The organism is Streptomyces sp. NPDC059668, from assembly GCF_042734135.1.
GTDB lineage: Bacteria > Actinomycetota > Actinomycetes > Streptomycetales > Streptomycetaceae > Streptomyces.
Genome location: NZ_JBHWEL010000059.1, coordinates 39,026 through 58,508, shown reverse-complemented (window position 1 = coordinate 58,508; position 19,483 = coordinate 39,026). Strand labels below are relative to the sequence as shown.

General features: G+C 67.4%; 16 protein-coding genes. 14 read left to right on the top strand and 2 right to left on the bottom strand.

The window, feature by feature from the left end; all coding sequences use genetic code 11:
- Positions 1-16 precede the first annotated feature (16 nt).
- From ACFV2J_RS31825 to ACFV2J_RS31775, 11 genes are all read left to right on the top strand, one after another.
- Positions 17-769, top strand: coding sequence for an SDR family oxidoreductase (locus tag ACFV2J_RS31825; RefSeq protein WP_385441865.1), 753 nt, complete (start codon positions 17-19; stop codon positions 767-769).
- A 256-nt stretch (positions 770-1,025) separates the two neighbouring features.
- The gene (locus tag ACFV2J_RS31820) at positions 1,026-1,853 is read left to right on the top strand and encodes an alpha/beta fold hydrolase (RefSeq protein WP_385084307.1); all 828 of its coding nucleotides are present in this window, start codon (positions 1,026-1,028) and stop codon (positions 1,851-1,853) included.
- A 352-nt stretch (positions 1,854-2,205) separates the two neighbouring features.
- Complete coding sequence (locus ACFV2J_RS31815; RefSeq protein ID WP_385084305.1) at positions 2,206-3,696, top strand: FAD-dependent monooxygenase; 1,491 nt, start codon at positions 2,206-2,208, stop codon at positions 3,694-3,696.
- Between the two features lie 480 nt (positions 3,697-4,176).
- Positions 4,177-5,622, top strand: coding sequence for an aldehyde dehydrogenase family protein (locus tag ACFV2J_RS31810; RefSeq protein WP_385084303.1), 1,446 nt, complete (start codon positions 4,177-4,179; stop codon positions 5,620-5,622).
- 543 nt (positions 5,623-6,165) lie between these two features.
- Positions 6,166-7,167: a TDT family transporter gene (locus ACFV2J_RS31805; RefSeq protein WP_385084301.1), complete on the top strand. Its 1,002-nt coding sequence runs from the start codon at positions 6,166-6,168 to the stop codon at positions 7,165-7,167.
- Positions 7,168-7,775: 608 nt separating this feature from the next.
- Positions 7,776-8,114 (top strand): hypothetical protein, encoded by a 339-nt coding sequence (locus tag ACFV2J_RS31800; protein WP_385084299.1) that lies wholly within the window; start codon positions 7,776-7,778, stop codon positions 8,112-8,114.
- 245 nt (positions 8,115-8,359) lie between these two features.
- A complete protein-coding gene (locus tag ACFV2J_RS31795; protein WP_385084297.1) occupies positions 8,360-8,713 on the top strand; it encodes a VOC family protein in 354 nt (117 codons plus the stop codon).
- 324 nt (positions 8,714-9,037) lie between these two features.
- Complete coding sequence (locus ACFV2J_RS31790; RefSeq protein WP_385084296.1) at positions 9,038-9,685, top strand: cysteine hydrolase; 648 nt, start codon at positions 9,038-9,040, stop codon at positions 9,683-9,685.
- Between the two features lie 448 nt (positions 9,686-10,133).
- The gene (locus tag ACFV2J_RS31785) at positions 10,134-10,868 is read left to right on the top strand and encodes an HAD family hydrolase (protein ID WP_385084294.1); all 735 of its coding nucleotides are present in this window, start codon (positions 10,134-10,136) and stop codon (positions 10,866-10,868) included.
- Entirely contained in the window at positions 10,865-13,228 is a 2,364-nt protein-coding gene (locus ACFV2J_RS31780) for a glycoside hydrolase family 65 protein (protein ID WP_385084292.1), read from the top strand. The genes ACFV2J_RS31785 and ACFV2J_RS31780 overlap by 4 nt, the downstream gene beginning before the upstream one ends.
- A gap of 154 nt (positions 13,229-13,382) precedes the next feature.
- Positions 13,383-14,543, top strand: a complete 1,161-nt coding sequence (locus tag ACFV2J_RS31775) for a hypothetical protein (RefSeq protein WP_385084290.1) — start codon at positions 13,383-13,385, stop codon at positions 14,541-14,543.
- A 168-nt stretch (positions 14,544-14,711) separates the two neighbouring features.
- On the opposite strand, the gene ACFV2J_RS31770 is transcribed toward ACFV2J_RS31775, so the two are convergent.
- Positions 14,712-15,623: a LysR family transcriptional regulator gene (locus tag ACFV2J_RS31770; RefSeq protein ID WP_385084288.1), complete on the bottom strand. Its 912-nt coding sequence runs from the start codon at positions 15,621-15,623 to the stop codon at positions 14,712-14,714.
- 209 nt (positions 15,624-15,832) lie between these two features.
- On the opposite strand from ACFV2J_RS31770, the gene ACFV2J_RS31765 reads away from it, so the two are divergent.
- Positions 15,833-16,567, top strand: a complete 735-nt coding sequence (locus ACFV2J_RS31765; protein ID WP_385084286.1) for an SDR family NAD(P)-dependent oxidoreductase — start codon at positions 15,833-15,835, stop codon at positions 16,565-16,567.
- A gap of 252 nt (positions 16,568-16,819) precedes the next feature.
- Entirely contained in the window at positions 16,820-17,443 is a 624-nt protein-coding gene (locus tag ACFV2J_RS31760; protein WP_385084284.1) for an NADPH-dependent F420 reductase, read from the top strand.
- A 574-nt stretch (positions 17,444-18,017) separates the two neighbouring features.
- On the opposite strand, the gene ACFV2J_RS31755 is transcribed toward ACFV2J_RS31760, so the two are convergent.
- The gene (locus ACFV2J_RS31755) at positions 18,018-18,545 is read right to left on the bottom strand and encodes a hypothetical protein (RefSeq protein WP_385084282.1); all 528 of its coding nucleotides are present in this window, start codon (positions 18,543-18,545) and stop codon (positions 18,018-18,020) included.
- On the opposite strand from ACFV2J_RS31755, the gene ACFV2J_RS31750 reads away from it, so the two are divergent.
- Entirely contained in the window at positions 18,544-19,359 is an 816-nt protein-coding gene (locus ACFV2J_RS31750; protein WP_385084280.1) for an endo alpha-1,4 polygalactosaminidase, read from the top strand. The genes ACFV2J_RS31755 and ACFV2J_RS31750 overlap by 2 nt on opposite strands.
- Positions 19,360-19,483 lie beyond the last annotated feature (124 nt).

The following is a 19,483-nucleotide window of genomic DNA, read 5'->3' as shown; positions in this document are numbered from 1 at the left end:
TGAGGAGCGGCACGTCATGACAGCAGTACTCGCAGGCAAAGTGGCCGTGGTCACCGGGGCGAACAGCGGCATCGGACTGGCCACCGCGCAGCGCTTCGCCGCTGAAGGCGCCCACGTGATCATCACCGGCCGGCGTCAGGATGCGCTGGACGCGGCCGCGGCCGAGATCGGCCACAACGTCACCGCCGTCCGCGGAGACATAGCGAATCCGGCCGACCTCGACCGGCTCTTCGCGGTCGTCGCCGAGCAGGGACGCCGCATCGACGTGCTCTTCGCGAACGCGGGCGGCGGCGAATTCGCAACCCTCGAGGACGTGACCGAGCAGCACTTCGACGCCACGTTCAACACCAACGTCCGCGGGACGCTCTTCACCGTGCAAAAGGCACTGCCGCTCCTCAACGACGGCGCCTCGGTGATCTTGACCGGTTCCACCGCTGCCACCACCGGCGGAGAGGCCTTCGGCGTCTACGCCGCCTCGAAGGCCGCCATCCGCTCCTTCTCCCGCACCTGGGCCAACGAGCTGCGCGGCCGTGGCATCCGCGTCAACACCCTGGTGCCCGGACCGATCAAGACCCCCGGCAACGCCGGCCTGGCCCCCAACGAGGAGCAGGCCAAGGCGCTCCACGCCTCCTTCGCGCAGCAGGTTCCCCTCGGCCGGATGGGCGAGCCCGCCGAAGCGGCTGCGGCAGCACTCTTCCTCGCGTCCGACCAGAGCAGCTTTGTCACCGGAACCGAGCTCTACGTCGACGGTGGCCTCAACCAGATCTGAGTAGTTCTCCATCCCGGAGTGGTGCGCCGGTGAATTACTGGTGGAGTAGCAGAGGTGCCCAGTTGTGTCTGTCCGCTCCTGCAGCCAGGGCCGATACCAGAGAATTCACGGCGCGCTGATCCGGTGCTTCTCGGGTAGCGTGGGCTCCGAGGTGCACCATCCGATCGTATTCCCCCGAGGGAATCAGCCGCCGAGGGATATCCGTCCTCCGCGGGTTCGACCGGATTTCCCGGTGACGATGGGAAGGATCCGCACCGTGCCTTTCATCGCGAGTAAAGACGGAACCCAGATCTTCTACAAGGACTGGGGGTCGGGTCAGCCGATCGTGTTCAGCCACGGCTGGCCGCTGACCGCCGACGCGTGGGACCCCCAGCTGAACTTCGTGGCGGACAACGGGTTCCGTGCCGTCGCCCATGACCGGCGCGGAGGCGGACGCTCGGGGCAGCCCTGGGAAGGCAACGACCTCGACACCTACGCCGACGACCTGGCTTCGCTGATCGAGACGCTCGACCTGCGTGACGTCATCCTCGTCGGGCACTCCACCGGTGGTGGTGAGGTGGCACGGTACATCGGCCGCCACGGCACCGGGCGGGTCGCGAAGGCCGTCCTGCTCAGCGCGATCCCGCCGCTGATGCTCAAGACGGAGGCGAACCCCGAGGGGCTGCCCATCGAGGTGTTCGACGGGATCCGGGCCGGCGTCGCGACCGACCGCTCCCAGTTCTACCGGGACCTCAGCGAGACCTTCTACGGCGCCAACCGGGAGGGCTCGACGGTCTCCCAGGGCACACGTGACGCGTTCTGGCTGTGGTCGATGCAAGTGGGCATCAAGAGCGCGTACGACTGCGTCAAGGCGTTCTCGGAGACCGATCTGACCGAGGACCTCAAGCAGTTCGACGTCCCGACCCTGATCGTGCACGGCGACGACGACCAGATCGTGCCCATCGTGGCCGCCGGAGAGAAGTCCTCGAAGCTGGTCAAGGACGCCACGTTCAAGGTGTACCCGGGCGCCCCGCACGGCCTGGCGATGGTCCCCGTCTTCGCCGACCGTTTCAACGCCGACCTGTTGGAGTTCGCCCGCGGGTGAACGGCACGGCGGTGTGCCGTTCCGCCGTACCGTCCGGCCCGGGTGCAGACACACGCAAACACCCGAGTGGGAATCTGGACCTCTGCATATCGCTGTGGTTCTCATCAGCCGGCAGACCAAAAGCGCAATACCCGGACCAGTAGTCGGCCGATCCAAACGAAACCGCCTGTGCAACGCTCACGGTCGACGATTCCCTCACCGCCACGCGCGCACAGGCGACCGGGGGGTTGTTACCGGGAGCACGCAGTGAGGACCATCCCATCCGCTTGACCGGCTGGCCCCGCTCATCCGCCAAGACCCGCCGAGGCAGCCGCACACCTGAATTTCATGTCGATCGATGCGGAGGACGCACATGGGCTCCGACGGAGGCGTGCTGATCGTGGGGGCAGGCCCCGCGGGACTGATGCTCGCGGGCGACCTGGCCGAGGCAGGGATCTCCTGCACCGTGGTGGAGCGGCGCGAAGGGGAGTCGAAACTCACCCGGGCGTTCGCCGTGCACGCCCGGACGATGGAGCAACTCGACGCCCGCGGGCTCGCCGACGACCTGCTCAAGACTGGGCTGCGCAATCCGGTCCTGCAGTTCTTGCAGATCGACCTGTCGCACCTGCCGACCCGCTACCCGCACGTCCTGGTGACACCGCAGTACAACACCGAGCGGCTGCTCCGCTCCCGCGCCCTCACCCACGGAGTGGACATCAGGAGCGGTTGCGAGGCGACCGGCCTCCGGCAGGACTCCACGGGCGTCGACGTCGAGGTACGCGCCGCGGACGGCACGGTGCAAACCCTGCGTGCCGCCTACGTGGTGGGCGCTGACGGCCGGAACAGCAAGGTGCGTGAGTCCCTCGGCCTGCCCTTTCCCGGCCGGTCCGCGGTTCGGTCGATGATGCTTGCCGACGTACGCCTGGCCGAGCCGCCGAGAAAGCCTCCCACCGTCGGGGCGGTGGGGGACGCCTTTGCCATCGTGGTCCCCTTCGGCGACGGCTGGTTCCGCGTCATGGCCTGGAACCGTCACCACGACATGCCCGACAACACGGCCGTCGATCTGGAGGAGATCCGCGCAGTCGCCCGGCGAGCGCTCGGGAACGACTTCGGCATGCGGGACGCACGCTGGCTCTCCCGGTTCCACAGTGATGAACGCCAGTGCCCCCGCTACCGCGTCGACAGGGTATTTCTCGTCGGCGACGCAGCACACGTGCACTCACCCGCCGGCGGCATGGGCCTCAACACCAGCATCCAGGACTCGGCCAACCTCAGCTGGAAACTGGCGGCCGTCCTGCGCGGCCGGGCTCCGGACGCCCTGCTCGACACCTATCAGGCCGAGCGGCATCCGGTGGGTCGCCGGGTACTTCGGATGAGCGGCGCACTCCTGCGCGGGGTACTGACGACACCGAAGGCGATGTGCGGATTCCGCGACCTCTTCGCCCGCACGGTGCTGCGCATTCCGCCCGTGGCCCAGAGGGCGGCCCGGGCCATCTCCGGTATCGACATCGCCTACGCCGCTCCGAGTGGCGCGCCCCCGCTTGTCGGCAAACGCGTTCCCGACCTGCCGCTGACCGACGGAAGGCGGCTGTATGAGGCTCTGCGTGCCCGGCGCTTCGTGCTCGTCACCGCCGCAGACGCGCCGCTCCCCGCCGCGGTGACTGAAGGCTGGGACGGTGAGGTCGGGTTCGTGTCCGCGCCGGGCCTGACACGAAAGGCCGTACTGGTCAGGCCGGACGCGTACATCGCGTGGACCACCTCGGAGGAACACCCGGAACGCCGGGCCGAGGACGTCCGACGGGCCCTGACGGACTGGTGTGGTGCAGGCTCCCCCGCCCATCAGGCCACCCCTACGTTCGGATAAGCCCGACCCGGAGACGGCGTGACGCGGCCGCCGGCCCCCGGCCCCCGACGCCCGGACCACAGTCCGGTGCCCGCGGCTGCGCTGCCACGGAACACCCTCTCGCCGCCACGCCATGCCCGGCCGGGCGTGGCCACAGGTCTGCGCCGGTCTGGACACCAGCCACCGCCCGGACGACTGCTCGTGCCGGGCTACAGCCGAGGCATCTGATGCGAGCCCGCGGCGGCCCTTCCCTGAAGACGTGCTCGTACGCTCCGGCGGCAGCAGCAACAGTGTCCGAGGGCAGCAGCTTCAGATGGCGTGTCCAGAGCTCCCGGCCAACAGGTCGGAAAGCAGACGCCGCCTGAAACCTCCTCATGCCGAACAGGCGTGTGCCATCCGCCCACTCTGACAAGTCGAACAAGCCATTGCACCTGGGCACGGCCCTACGGTGAATATCACGCCGTTCGAAATCCCGTATCGCAATAGAGCCGGAGACCACCCATGACATCTGTCCATTCCTTCTGGCTCGCAGGACGCCCGGCCCAAGGCGACAGCACCCTCGACGTGACGTCGCCGTGGGACAGCCGCCTGGTCGGTACGGTTTCCGTCCCGACCGACGCACAGGTTGAAGAGGCTGTCGCCGCCGCCTACGCGGTGCGGGACGAGTTTGCCGCCACTCCGGCGCACCTGCGGGCCGCCGCCCTGGACCATGTGGCCAAGCGCCTTGCCGACCGGACTGAGGAGATAGCGCAGCTGATCTCTGCCGAGAACGGCAAGCCGATCAAGTGGGCGCGCGGCGAGGTCGGCCGGGCCGTCTCCGTCTTCCGCTTCGCTTCTGAAGAGGCCCGCCACTTCAACAGCGGCGACGCCCAGCGCCTGGACACCGACGCAGGCGGCCGGGGGCGTCTCGCCCTGACCCGCCGCTTTCCCAAGGGTGTGGTCCTCGGCATCACCCCGTTCAACTTCCCGCTGAACCAGGGCGCGCACAAGGTGGCGCCTGCCATCGCCGCCGGTGTGCCGATCATCCTCAAGCCCGCTCCGAACACTCCTCTTTCCGGGCTGGTCCTCGGCGAGGTGCTGGCCGAGACCGACCTGCCGGCCGGCTCATGGTCGATCCTGCCGGTCGACAACGACCGTATGCCCGCACTGGTCCAGGACGAGCGCCTTCCGGTGATCTCCTTCACCGGTTCCGAGAAGGTCGGCTACGCGATCATGGACTCGGTGCCGCGCAAGCACTGCACCCTGGAGCTCGGCGGTAACGGTGCGGCGGTCGTCCTGGGTGACTACGCCTCCGACGAAGAGCTGGACTGGGCCGCGACCCGCATCGCGAAGTTCTCCAACTATCAGGGCGGCCAGTCGTGCATCTCCGTGCAACGCGTCATCGCGGACGCCGCCATCTATGACCGGCTGCTGCCGCGTATCGTCGCCGCCGTCGAGGCCCAGGTCACCGGTGACCCCTCGGATGCCGCCACGGACGTCGGCCCGCTCGTCAGTGAAGGAGCCGCCATACGTGTCGAGTCGTGGGTCGACGAGGCAGTGACGTCAGGCGCCAAGCTTCATACCGGTGGCACACGTGAAGGCGCATCGTACGCGCCCACCGTGCTCACCAGCGTCCCGGCGGACACCACTCTCGCCTGCGAGGAAGTGTTCGGCCCGGTCCTGACCGTGACGAAGGTGGATGGCGAGGCCGAAGCGTTTGCCGCGGTCAACGATTCCAAATACGGCCTCCACGCGGGCGTGTTCACGCGCAACGTGCAGGTCGCCTTCCGTGCGCACCGCGCGCTGGAGGTCGGCGGCGTGATCATCGGTGACGTCCCGTCCTACCGCGCCGACCAGATGCCTTACGGCGGCGCCAAGCAGTCAGGCGTGGGCCGCGAGGGCGTGAAGTTCGCGATGGAGGACTACACCTACGAGCGAGTCCTGGTCCTGACCGACCTCGAACTCTGACGAGTTGGTGCGGTGACAGCGGGGAACTCCCTGCTTCATCCGGCCTGTCTGGACGTAGGACACGGCACGGCACGGCCAAGTCGAGGGCGGCCGTAATCCGGCGCCGAGCGGTGCAGAAAGCGGCCCGCGGGGGCCGGCGCGCCACCAACTGGTCTTCGCCGGCCCACTCTTGCGGCCATGCTCGTTCATCGGCGGCAGGATCTCCCGCACGCCGCGGCACGTCCTCACTGTGCCGTTCAGCGTCGCCCGCTCCACCCTCCCCCATGCCCACCCAGAAGTCGGAGAGCTTCCCGACCTTGGTTGGACGCCTCCCAGAACCAATTGTGTATGACCGGCCTCCGACCTGCATCCCGCAGAGCGTTGGCCTCGGACTTTCACACATTCCACGAGCTGCACCGCACTGCGCGGGCGGTGCAGCTCGTATCGATGCAGACTCGATAGAACCACCGGATTCGAGGACGAGATGCTACGGCGGCGAACGCGCCGTGGGGACAGTCCTCGCCTGGCTAGGTCCCGCATGACGGGACGCCGGCGAAGCCCGACATGATCCTGGAACCAGAGGTTTTGGATATGGCCGTGCCGCGCATACCTCTCGCCTTCTTCGGAATATCTCTGGGCCTCGCAGGCCTGGCCGGCACCTGGCTCACAGCAGCCCATGAAGGCCACGCGCCGATCGACGTGGGCCGTGCCCTGGTCGCGCTCGCTGCGGCCGTCTGGTGCGTGACGCTGCTGCTGTATCTGAGATACGCGGCCTCTGTCCGGGGAGCCTTCGTCGCCGACGTGCTGGACAGCGTCGGGAGCCCGTTCGGCTCACTGGCGGTCATCACGCCGATGCTCCTCGCAGCGCAGGGCATAGCCCCGTACGCCCCCGACGCCGGTCGCGTAGTGGTGGACGTCTTCATCGTCCTGACGCTGCTCGTGGGCGGTTGGTATACCGGTCAATGGATATACGGCCCGCTCGAGCTGGACCAGCTTCACCCGGGTTACTTTCTGCCCGCTACTGGCGGTGGTCTGGTGGCTGCCTTCTGTGCCGTGCAGGTCGGGCAGGAGCGCGTGGCGGAAGTCATGTTCGGTCTCGGGATCATCTCGTGGGTCGTCCTGGGCTCCATGATCCTGGCCCGGCTCTTCTTCCGGCCTCCGATGCCGCCAGGCCTCACGCCGACGCTCGCCATCGAGATAGTGCCCGCCTCCATGGCAAGCGTCGCCTGCTTCGCCCTCAACCACGACCGTATCGACCGGCTCTCGGCCGTGCTCGCCGACTACTGCCTGCTGATGATCCTCGCCCAGGTACGCCTACTCCCCTTGTTTCTCCGCCTGAAGTTCACACCTGGCTTCTGGGCTTTCACCTTCTCCTGGACGACGGTGGCGACCACCGGACTGCACTGGACCAGCACCGGCCACCCTCCCGGCGAACTCGTTCTCTCCTACCTCCTTCTGGCCGCCGCGACTGCACTCGTGGGAGCCATCGCGGTACGGACGCTGGTGGCCATGGCGCGACACCAGTTCCTCCCCCCGACAGCGGCGCCACCGCGTCCCTCTGCGTAGGTGCGGCCAGCTGGACCCGCGGAGGACGGCTTGGGGGCCGCGGGTTCTCGCTGCCGGCAGGCCCACGCCTCGCGGGTCGACGCCGCACCTCGTATGCCGGCAGGACTCCGGCCGTGCCCGGGGCACCCTCCCGCCCTCCCTAGCCGTCTTGCCCTCCCGTCTCCGAGACGGCTGCGCAGCACCCTTCCATCCTCGAGGCCAGCCGTCGTGAGCGCGGTCCCCTCCCGCGGTGCGCTCTTTCAGTCCATGAGCAGTGGCGGGAGTGGTCGGGCAGCGCCCCGGAGGGCCGAAGGTGACCTGTGCGACAGCGCCAGCCCATTCTTGACCCGATCGTCCATATGTGTTTTGCTGATCGTGAGACCGAGGCGCATATGCCCCGGTATGTGGTCCCTGTATCGCTGGATCCGGCAAGCACGCCGGCTGGGCTGTAGGTAGCCCCACGCGGCTGGCCTCGTGTCCACGACCACACGTGCGGTCGCCGCAGACGAACCAGAGCCCTACCAGGACCGAATCACAGCCCCACGGAAATCGAGCAGTGGCCGCCCGGCGCCTCCGCTCAGCCGCACACCCACGAGCAGCCCCCGTCCTCACCCTCCAAGGAAGCCACCTTGCGCGCCTCCATCGACATACGCCGCTCCCGCTCCCGCCATCTCGCGAGCACCGAGTGGCTGCGATCGCTCAACTCCTCCCCCTTCGGGGCTCCCTCCGACGGCGAGAACGACTCATGGACACTGACCGGTGACCAGGAGCATGCGAATCCAGTGCACTTCATCGAGATGTGGGTTTTCCCGGACACGGCAAACGTGACTTCGGGATGCGGGCAGTTGAACATCAACGCTCCCCTCGAATGGTCGGTGGAGGACTACGGTCGCAGGCCGCCCTTCACGCAAACCTACGCCGAGGGCCTGGTGGCCGAGAACGGGAAGACCAGGCTCCTTCGCGAGTAGTCGGACCCCGTCCGGGCCGCACGCGCCATGCTGCCGAGCCGAGTCTCGGACACCCCCGCCTAGCTCCTCTCGCCCCACCCACGACACCTGCGAGGCGGGCGTCGCCCAGACCCCGCCAGCCACCAACTGAGCGTCACTCAGGGATTCAAGGATTTCACCGCCAGGCGATCAGATGTGTCGCCGCACGCCAAAAGTGCACGGCGGTTCCGCCAGCCAGAACCGTAAGCAAAAAAGGGAGTACCACCATGAGCAGCAACAGCAACATCCACGCAATGGTCGCGAACGTTGAGGTAGAAAACCTTGAGGACGCGATCCCCCTCTACCAGGACTTGACCGGAGAGACGGAGGTCCGCCGATTCCCGTACCGTGAGCTTGAGCTGGCACTCGTAGGGCCCTTCCTGCTCTACTCCGGGCCGCTTGAGAACTACGTATCGCAGAACGCCACCGTCATCGTCGGCTCCCTGGCCCCCGTTCTCGAAGCCCTCGGCAAGGCGGGCGCCGAGATCCTCGAAGCGCCCAACGAGGTTCCCAACGGCACCAGGATCGTCGCCCGCCACCCTGACGGCTCCGTCTTCGAGTACATGCAGCTTCGCGCCTGAGCCCTATCGCCCAACTTCCCGGCGCCGCCATCCCGCGCGCCGCGTGGTGGCAGGCAGCGCGCCCGCGGACCAGATCACCCATGCGGATCGCCCCAGGGTGGGTCAGAATGAAACGGACGACCTAATGACCGGACAACGCCCTCTGCGAACACCCCGAAGGCGATCGAACTAGTTGGCGTGCCGCCTACTTTCGGCACAATCCGAAGAATTCATACCGGCTGCAATAGAGGCCTCGCGCCTCGGGAACCAATAATTCGCCGAAAGGACATACGCGGTACTGAACACCCACCGCACCAGGGCACGTCATCGCGTTAGGAGCACCCAGTGAAAATCGACAAGACGGACACGGCGGTTGTGTTCATCGACCCGCAGAATGACGTGCTGAGCGAGGACGGAGCGAACTGGGACGTGGTGGGGGCGAGCGTCACGGAGAATAAGACCGTCGAGAACATGGAGAGGATATTCGAGACGGCAAAGAGGGGCGATTACGAGGTCTTCATATCGCCACATTACTTTTATCCTACCGACAATGGGTGGCGAATGAATGGGCCACTCGAGACGAGTGAACTCGACACCCATACGTTCGCACGGACAGGACAGCTCGACCTGACCGGATTCCGCAACTCCGGGGCGGACTGGCTGGACCGCTTCAAGCCGTACATCGAAGACGGAAAGACCGTAGTCGCCAGCCCACACAAGGTGTTCGGCCCGGAAACCAACGACTTGGTACTGCAACTGCGCAAACGGGGAATACAAAAGATCATCCTTGGCGGGATGCTGGCAAACATGTGCGTCGAGTCCCACATGCGCCACCTCATCGAGGAGGGCTTCGAGGTCACCTTGGTCAGGGATGCCACAGCTGGACCTCGTCACCCCGTGTGGGGCGACGGGTATCAGGCAGCGATCATCAACTACCGCTTCTTCGCCCATGAGTTGCTGTCCACCGACGAAGTGCTGGCTCGAATGCGCTGAGGAGACAGCAGCTCCTGCCGATGAAAAAGGAGCTTGAGAGCTGCCGAGGTCCGTTCGGGCTGCACTGCGGCGCGTCGGGGCGATCTCGACCTCGCCTCAGCTCACCAGGGATGACCGCATGCAGCGCCCCGGGATCGATGCGCCTTCCGCCCGCTTCACGATCGACAAAGACCATGGACGTCACGGCAAGGATCTGTCAGGCGTCGATGAACTCCTCCGGCAGTTCACGGACCGGGCGCGGGCGCACACACGGGACCCATGCCGAAGCCTGGTGCACCCCGACGCCTGGGGCACATGTTTGTTTGCGCTCGCCCAGAACCGGGTGGATCGTAGGGGGTGGGCGGCGGCATAGCCGGAAGGTGACACACGCCGGACAAGAGGCCCCAGCCGCAGCAGCCAAGCATCGTCCTCGGCCCACTCAGCGACGTTCTCCTGGAGGGGGCACTCGATGAGGCCGTACAGCCTGCCGGAATCGATCGAAGCGTGCCTGTTCGACCTGGACGGAGTCATCACGAAGACGGCCGTCGTGCATGCGGCCGCCTGGAAACGGACGTTCGACGACTTCCTCCTGCGGCACGACGGATCCGGTTTCACGCCCTTCGACGTCACCCAGGACTATGACGAGTACGTGGACGGCAGGCCACGCGCGGATGGTGTGCGCAGCTTCCTCGCCTCGCGCGGCGTCAGGCTTCCCGAGGGCTCCCCGGACGATGAGAGGGACACGGTGCAGGGGCTGGGGAATCGCAAGAACGATCTTCTGTTGAAGATGATCAGCGCGGAGGGTGTCGAAGCGTACCCGGGCACCCTGCGCTATGTACGAACGGTTCGGCAGCACGGTCTGAAGACCGCTGTCGTGTCCTCCAGCGCGAATTGCCGGGAGATCCTGGCGGCGGTCGGGGCCGAGTCGCTGTTCGACGTTCGCATCGACGGTGTGGTGGCCGCAGAGCGCGGGCTTCCGGGCAAGCCGCATCCTGATACGTTCCTGGCCGCCGCCCAGGACCTGGGTGTCACAGCTCGGGTGTCGGCTGTCTTCGAGGACGCACTGGCGGGGATGGACGCCGGCCGGTCGGGCCACTTCGGCTTCGTCGTCGGGGTCGACCGGGTCGGCCAAGCGGACGCCCTGCTCGCCCACGGCGCTGACATCGTCGTTCAGGACCTCGCCGAGCTGGAGCACCAGGGATGATCACGGACACATGTTTCGCTGTCGACCCTTGGGTCCTGAAGGAAACGCCTCTCAACTTGGATCTGCTGCCGCAGAGCGAGTCGGTCTTCGCGCTCTCCAACGGCCATGTCGGCTGGCGCGGAAACCTTGACGAGGGCGAGCCTCACGGGCTGCCCGGCTCCTACCTCAACGGCGTCCACGAGTTGCACCCGTTGCCCTATGCGGAGGGTGGGTACGGCTACCCCGAGTCCGGCCAGACCGTCATCAATGTCACCAATGGCAAAATTCTGCGGCTGCTGGTTGATGACGAGCCCTTCGACCTGCGTTACGGCAGGCTCCGCAGCCACGAGCGTGTGCTGGACATGCGTGCCGGCCTGCTCCACCGCAGCTGCACGTGGACCTCGCCGGCGGGCCGCACGGTACGGGTGCGCTCCACTCGGATGGTCTCCTTCACCCAGCGCTCCATCGCCGCGATCGCCTACGAGGTCGAAGCGGTGGACGCCCCCGTGCGCGTCGTGGTGCAGTCTGAACTCGTCGCCAACGAACAACTTCCGCCCGTCGCAGGCGATCCCCGCGGAGCCGCGGCCGTCGAGAGGCCCCTCGACGCGGAGGAGAACTGTGCGCTGGGGAACCGCCTCCTGCTGATGCACTGCACGCGCAACAGCAACTTGCGGGTCGGAGCCTCGGCCGACCACACCGTACAGGGGCCCGAGCAGACGCAGATCAGTGGCGAGAGCAGCGACGACGTCGCACGCCTGACCGTCACGTCGTTGCTGGTCCCGGGTGAGAAGCTGAGGATCGACAAGCTGGTCGCCTACGGCTGGTCACGTATGCGTTCCCTGCCCGCCGTACGCGACCAGGTGCAAGCCGCTCTCGCAGCGGCCGGTAGCACCGGCTGGCAAGGGTTGGTGGATGAGCAGCGGCACTACCTGGACGAGTTCTGGGCACGGTCGGATGTCGAAGTCGACGGAGATGAGGAAATCCAACAGGCCGTGCGGTTCGCGCTGTTCCACGTGCTGCAGGCCGGCGCCCGCGCCGAGCTGCGCGCCATCCCCGCCAAGGGGTTGACGGGCACCGGCTACGACGGCCACTCGTTCTGGGACACCGAGACCTTCGTCCTGCCGCTGCTCACCTATACCTCGCCCGGTGCCGTCGCCGAGGCGTTGCGCTGGCGGCAGAGCACCCTGCCTGCGGCCAAGGAAAGGGCCGAGCAACTGGGGCTACGTGGAGCCGCGTTCCCTTGGCGAACCATCAATGGTTCGGAGTGCACCGCCTACTGGCCGGCCGGCACTGCCGCCTTCCACGTCAACGCCGATATCGCGGACGCTGTCATCCGCTACGTCTCCGCCACCGGCGATGAGGACTTCGAGCAGTTCAGTGGGGCGGAGCTTCTCGTGGAGACGGCGCGGCTGTGGATGTCGCTGGGCCATCACGACCACCGCGGCGTCTTCCACATCGACGGCGTGACCGGGCCGGACGAGTACAGTGCGGTCGCCGACGACAACGCCTATACCAATCTCATGGCTGCCAGGAACATGCGCGCAGCGGCCGACTGCGCCGAACGGCACCGTCATCAGGCAGCGGCTCTTGGTGTGGACGACGAGGAGACCGCGGCCTGGCGCGACGCCGCGGAGGCCATGTACCTGCCCTATGACGACGACCTGCAGGTGCATGAGCAGGACGCGGGGTTCACCGATCACCAGCTGTGGGATTTCGCCGCCACCCGACCCGACCAGTACCCCTTGCTGCTGAACTTCCCCTACTTCGACATCTACCGCAAGCAGGTGGTGAAGCAGGCGGACCTGGTGCTGGCCATGTACACGTGCGACCAGTCCTTCGACATCGAACAAAAGGCCCGTAACTTCGCCTACTACGAACCGCTGACGGTCCGCGACTCGTCACTGTCCGCGTGCTGCCAGGCGGTCATCGCGGCGGAGGTCGGCCATGAACAACTTGCCTACGATTACGTCGCCGAAGCCGCGTTGATGGACCTGAATGACCTGGAAAGCAACACCCGGGACGGGCTGCACATCGCCTCACTGGCCGGAACCTGGATGGCCCTGGTCTGCGGCTTCGGAGGATTGCGCCACGACGGCGACACGCTGTCGTTCACGCCCCGACTGCCCGAAAAACTCAGCCGACTCGCATTCCACATGGGGATCTGGGGCCGCCGCCTGCGAGTGGAGATCAAGACGGGCATCGCCACCTACACACTGCTGGCCGGCGAGACGATGACCGTTCGGAACCACGGCGAGACACTCACCCTCACCGCCGACTCTCCTGTGAGCCGCCCCGTCCCCGACCCCACCGTCCGCCCGACCCCCGAACAGCCTCCGGGTCGCCACCCCGGTCAGCTCCGGCTGCACCGCGGGAGCCAGTGACAGTCGGGCGGCCACCCTGCCCCCAGGCTCAATACCTACGCGGTTACGCGGTGAACCGACCCTCGATCTGGAAGGCGTTGAGGGGGCTTCCCCCCGCTGCCGGGCGACGAAAATCGCTCGACGGGGCGCTTGCCCGGTACCGATACTCGCCCTCGTGATCGCGCTACCGGTGCTGTGGCTGTATGGGGCGTCAGGGGTCGGGAAGACCACCGTGGCCTGGGAGGTGTTCGTCCAGCTCGCCGGGGCGGGCACGCCCACCGGATTTGTGGACATCGACCAGCTCGGGATGTGCTACGCGCCGCCGACGCCACGACACTGGGCGCCCGAGCCGGACACAGATCCGGGCCGCCATCGGCTCAAGGCACGTGCTCTCGACGGGGTGGTGGCCAACTTCCGGGACGCCGGTGCCCGGTCTCTGGTCGTTCCGGGCGTCACCGATCCGAATCGTGGGGTGGACGCCGACCTCGTACCGCACGCTGCGGTGACTGCCTGTCGCCTGCGGGCCGAGCCGGCGGAGCTGGGCCGACGACTGGCCGCCCGCGGTCGCCCGAACGAAGACCGCGCAGAGCAACTCGCGTACGCCGACGCCCTCGACCGCGCCTTCCCGACCGCTCTCTGCATCGACACGACCGGGCTGACCGTCACCGAGGTCGCCGACCGGGTCCGGGCGCGCACCGGGTGGCCCGATCTGCGGGCACAAAGGGAAGACCCGAGCATGACGCGACGGGAACCGGACCGCACACCGGGCGAGATCCTCTGGCTGTGCGGGCCGGCCGCCGTCGGCAAGTCCACCGTCGGCTGGCAGGTGTACCAGCAGGTCCGGCGGGCCGGTGTGCACGCCGCGTTCGTGGACCTCGACCAGATCGGCTTCCACCGTCCCACCCCGGCCGGCGACCCGGGCAACCATCGGCTCAAGGCGGCCAACCTGGCCGCGGTCTGGCGAGCGTTTCGGGCCAACGGAGCGGGCTGCCTGATCGCTGTCGGCCCACTCGACCGGCCCGGGGGCATGGAGGCGTACGCCACAGCGCTGCCTGCCGCCACGATCACCCTCTGCCAGTTGCACGCCAGCCGACGGACACTGGCCGACCGGGTCACCCGCCGGGGCCGAGGCATCACTCCGGCCCGGGGTCTCGCCGGCGACCAACTGATCGGGCAACCGCAGGCTCGTCTACGCGAGATCGCCGACCAGGCGGCACGGGCCCTCAGCGCCCTGGACGGGCTTGGTGATCTGGCAGTGGTCACCGACGACCGGACCGCAGACGAGATCGCCGCGGAGATCCTCCGGCGTACTGGGTGGCCATCGCCAGTTCATTGAGCCTGGTACGCGAAGCGTGCGCGGGGCGCACGTTCATCCGTACGGCGGTGCACGGTGACCCGTACACCAACATCACGCACTGCAATCGTCAGGTTGCTGAGAAGACCTCAATGCCTGCGCCATTGCTGGACCGCCCCTCTTTGGCCCTGCTGTTGTCAGTCGGACTGCTCAACGGCGCTTTGAGGCACCGTCGCTTCCGGGCTGCCACATTTCATAGTTCCCACATTCTGCCGTGATCTCGGCCGTCGCCTGAGCCGCGGTGAAGAAGTCATCGACCACTGGCGAGGTGTGCGATGCCGCCGCCGCGAGGCACACCTGGTCGGGCGCCAGATCCGGGATGGGCACATAGATGACTTGCGGATGCGAGTAGAACACGGACGCCGAACGGGCCAGGAACGAGATGCCCCGGCCGGCCGCGACATGCTCGAGCGTCTCGTCCACGCCGCGCACCACGTACCCGGCGTTAGGGTGCGGGCGCCTGGTGGGCTGCGTGCTCGGGTCGGCGTGCCAGACCAGTGGTTCGCCGGCCAGGTCGGCCTCGGTGACCTCCTCCTTGCCGGCCAGCCGATGGCCTGCGGGCAGCACTGCCACCCGCGGCTCGGTGTACAGGGGGGTGACGCGCAGGCCGGCCTCATCGATGGGCAGCCGCACGTAGCCGACGTCGATGCGGCCGTCGAGCAGCATCGGGGCCTGGTCGTCCCCTTCGATCCGCTGCACGTCCACGAGCACGTCCGGGTGCCGGGCCTCGAACGCCCGCGCCGCCGGGATGACCGGGATGCCGGCCCGGAAACCGACCGTCAGCCGCCGGCTGCCACGGGCGGCCACGGACACCCGGCGGCGGACCGCGTCCGCGGAGGCGAGCAGCGGACCGACGTCGGTCAGCAGCTGTCGGCCCGCGTCGGTCAGCGCTACGCCGTGGCGATCTCTGGTGAACAGCGAGGCGCCGAGATCCTGCTCGAGCGCACGGATCTGCCGGCTGAGCACCGGTTGCGCGATATGCAGCTCGTCGGCGGCACGGCCGAAATGCAACTGGTCGGCCACGGCAGCGAAGTAACGCAATTTACGTAGGTCCAGATCCATGGCGTCTCCCAAACCGGTGATGCCTCCAGGGTATCACCACGACTAAAAGAAGTCTTGGACACCCACTCCGGCCAAATGGCAACCTGAACAGGTGCCCATCTGGGCCGAAGCGAATTCGGCACGGGAATTCGACATCAGAATTTGACAGCAGGGCCCTTTTCCAGAATGGGCGCACTGTTTCGGATGCCCATCAATGCAATGGAGTGACCGTGGGAAAGCTCGATGGCAAGGTAGCGGTGATCACCGGCGGATCCACCGGCATGGCACTGGCCGGCGCCAAACTGTTCGTCGAGGAAGGAGCGCACGTCTTCATCCAGGCCCGGCGGCAGGAAGCTCTGGATGACGCCGTCAAGCTGATCGGCCGCAATGTCACCGCTGTCCAGGGTGACGCGGCCGAACTGGACGACCTGGACCGCTTGTACGACACCGTCAAGCGGGAAAAGGGCTCGATCGACGTGCTGTGGGCCAGCGCCGGAATGGGCGAACCCGCCGTCCTCGGCGAGATCACCGAGGAACAGTTCCACCGCGCCTTCTGGCTCAACGCGCGCGGCACCCTGTTCACCGTGCAGAAGGCACTGCCGCTGATCAACGACAACGGCTCGATCTTCATGACCGGATCCAACGCCTCCCTCGGCGCCTTCCCCGGCTGGAGCCTCTACGCGGGAAGCAAAGCCGTTCAGCAGGCCTGGGCCCGCATCTGGCTCAACGAACTGCGCGACCGCAAGATCCGGGTCAACGTCCTGACCCCCGGCCAGGTCGCCACCGCCAAACAGGAAGAACTGTTCGACGAGGCGACCAGGTCCGCATTCGAGTCGCTCATCCCCCGCGGAAAGATGGGCCGCCCCGAAGAAATCGCCAGCGTCGCCCTGTTCCTCGCCTCCGACGACTCCAGTTACGTCAACGGCCTGGAACTCGTCACCGACGGCGGCACCACCGCCATCTGAGCCACGCACCAGGGACGCCGCGGGTACACCCCTCAACATCACATCACAGTCCCCACAACGAACTGCTTTCGAAAGCGGACATCCGCAACACCCCAAATGTGTTGCGCGGGCGCCGAGTTCGCGTGCTGTCGAGCCTGAGGTGCCGGGAAGAGCGCGGCAGTTGACCCAGAAGCGTCGCGGCCGACGCCCTGCGCCTGACCCAGCACGAACGAGACGTAGCGACACCTTGAGAACAGGAAGAGAACACACCTCATGAGCAGTATCACCCTCATCGGTACGGGGAACATGGCCCGTACCATCGGCACGCTCGCATTGGCGGGCGGCAACACCGTCGAGGTCATGGGACGCGATCAGTCCAAGGCCGATGACCTGGCCAAGGCTCTGGGCGACGGCGCGACGACGGGCAGGTGGGGCGCCGTCCCGGCGGGGGACATCGTCATCACGGCCCTGTTGTACGACGGTGTCGTTCCGGTCGTCGCCGAGTACGGAGACGCCCTCGCGGGCAAGGTCATCGTCGACATCAGCAACCCGTTCAACGCCACCTTCGACGGACTGGCCCACAGCGAGGAGACTTCGGTCGCGCAGGAAATCGCCAAGGTGATCCCGGCCGGCGCCAGCGTGGTGAAGGCGTTCAACACCATTTTCCGGAACGTCCTGGAGAAGGGCCGGCCCAACGTCTTCATCGCCGGCGACAATGCGCAGGCCAAGGCGGACGTGGCAGCATTCATCGAGAGCCTCGGACTGCGCCCGTTGGACGTCGGCGCCCTGAAAATGGCGCACTGGCTGGAAGGGATGGGTCTGCTCACGGTGAGCCTCGCCGGGAACGGAGTCGGCCACTGGGACTTCGCCCTCGGCGTCGACGAATTCACCGACTGACCCCCCGGCGGGTTGGTGTCGGAGTGTTCGACTGATCCTCCGGGAAGGTGCCAGCGGCCGGGGTGCGCTGTGGCCGTCGAGCGGCAGCTGCCGCAGTGGACTGGTCAGGGCCCCGGGCACGGGCATTCCTCGAAGCCTGTGCGGCCGGTCTCCGAGCAGACGTTGCCGACGCGGCGGCCTGCTCTCTCACGGGCAAGTACCAGACCTACCGCCCGTTGTAGATCAGGCTCAACGATCAACCTTCGATGGCACGCTCACATGCGAGGATGCGGAAGAAGAGTCCCTCACCCTCCCCGCGCCGGTCACCGCCCGCCCTGGCCGTCACCAGCTCACCGACAAGATCCCCGCGTTCCTCGACTGCCTGTGGTGCCGCTCCCCCACGGCTGGCGTCGCAGGAATGTGACACTCAAGGCGTGCTGACACCCGGAGAGTTGCGCGAGGCATGCCCGGCGGCCGAGGGTCCATACGCCTGAACCGGCTGCAAGGTCCCGCCCCTGGAGGCCCGCGGCAAGTCCGCGAGCGGGACGGTCACGGACAACGATCCGCTCGCGTTCGAGCGGTCGTAGCGTCGGCCTCAACAGAGGGTGCCGCGGTCGTCCGGCCCGCCGAGGAGTGGCCGGCGCACTTCGTCGCGTTCGATCCGCTGCGATTGTCCGGGGTGGGCCGGGCGGGCCCGGCAGTCGCCCTGGGCGAACTTGACCTGGATGTAGTCGTGGCCAATGATCCACAGCGCCCTCCATTTCCGGCTGACCACCCCGTCCGGACAGACGTCCCGCTGGTGATCCCATTCCACGGCGAAGGCGGACGTGTCGAACCCGCCGCCGCGCCCTGAGTCGTGCCTGCTGCCGTTCGTGCGATAACGGCCGTATGTCAGCCACGAGTTAGGCAAATTCCGCCACGGACAACATGGGTGTCGGCCGGTGGCGTTGACATCCACACAGGTGCTCGCTTTACTCCCGAACAACGCCGGAGCGACGCTCCGCGCCGAGAGGCACGCCCAGCCGGTATGCAGGCCCAGCGCCGCGAGCCCGGACAAAGTCGCCAGGACAGTACGGACGTCCGAGGCGGGGACGTGCCCGCTTCTCATCAGGAGCTCGTGCATGAGCCACCTCAACAGCCCGTCCCGCACGCTGATGTGGGCCGCCGTAGGCGCGGCCGCACTGGTGACCACGCTGCTGGTACCGGCGACGTCCACGCAGGCGGCGGCCGTATCCCTGCCGCCCACGCACGCCGGGTTCGACTACCAGATCGGCGGCGCCTACACACCACCGGCCGGCGTCAAGGTCGTCACCCGCGACCACACCGCCTCCCCGGCGGCAGGCCTGTACAACATCTGCTACGTGAACGCCTTCCAGGCGCAACCGGGGGCCGAGGGCGAATGGGCCGCGGACCTGCTGCTGCGCGACTCCGCAGGCAAGGTCGTCTACGACACGGACTGGGGCGAGGCCCTCCTCGACGTCCGCACGGAAGCCAAGCAGAAGCGCGTCGCAGCCCAGATCGGTGCCCAGATCGACGGCTGCCGAGACAAGGGCTTCCAGGCCGTGGAGCCAGACAACTACGACAGTTACACACGCTCCGCCAAGCTGATCACGGCGGCCAACGCGCAGGCCTACATCAAGCTGCTCTCCGCCCGCGCCCACGCGGACAACTTGGCCATCGCCCAGAAGAACACCGCAGAACTCGCCGGCAACCGCACCGCCAACGGCCTCGACTTCGCGGTGGCCGAGGAGTGCGGCCAGTACGACGAGTGCGACGACTACACCAGCGCCTTCGGCAACAGGGTCATCGTGATCGAGTACACAGACGCCGGCCGGAAGAAGGCCTGCAAGGGGTGGGGCAGCACCTTGAGCATCGTCCAGCGTGACGTGGACGTCTCGCCCGTCGGTAGCGGTGGATACGTGCGCAAGACGTGCTGACAGACCTACCGGGCTGAGTATCGCCCCGGGTGGGGGGGGGGGGGGGCGCCCCCCCCCCCCCGCCGCGCGGGGGGGGGGGGCCCGCCGCCCCCCCCCCGCCCCCCCCCCCCCCCCCCCCCCCCCC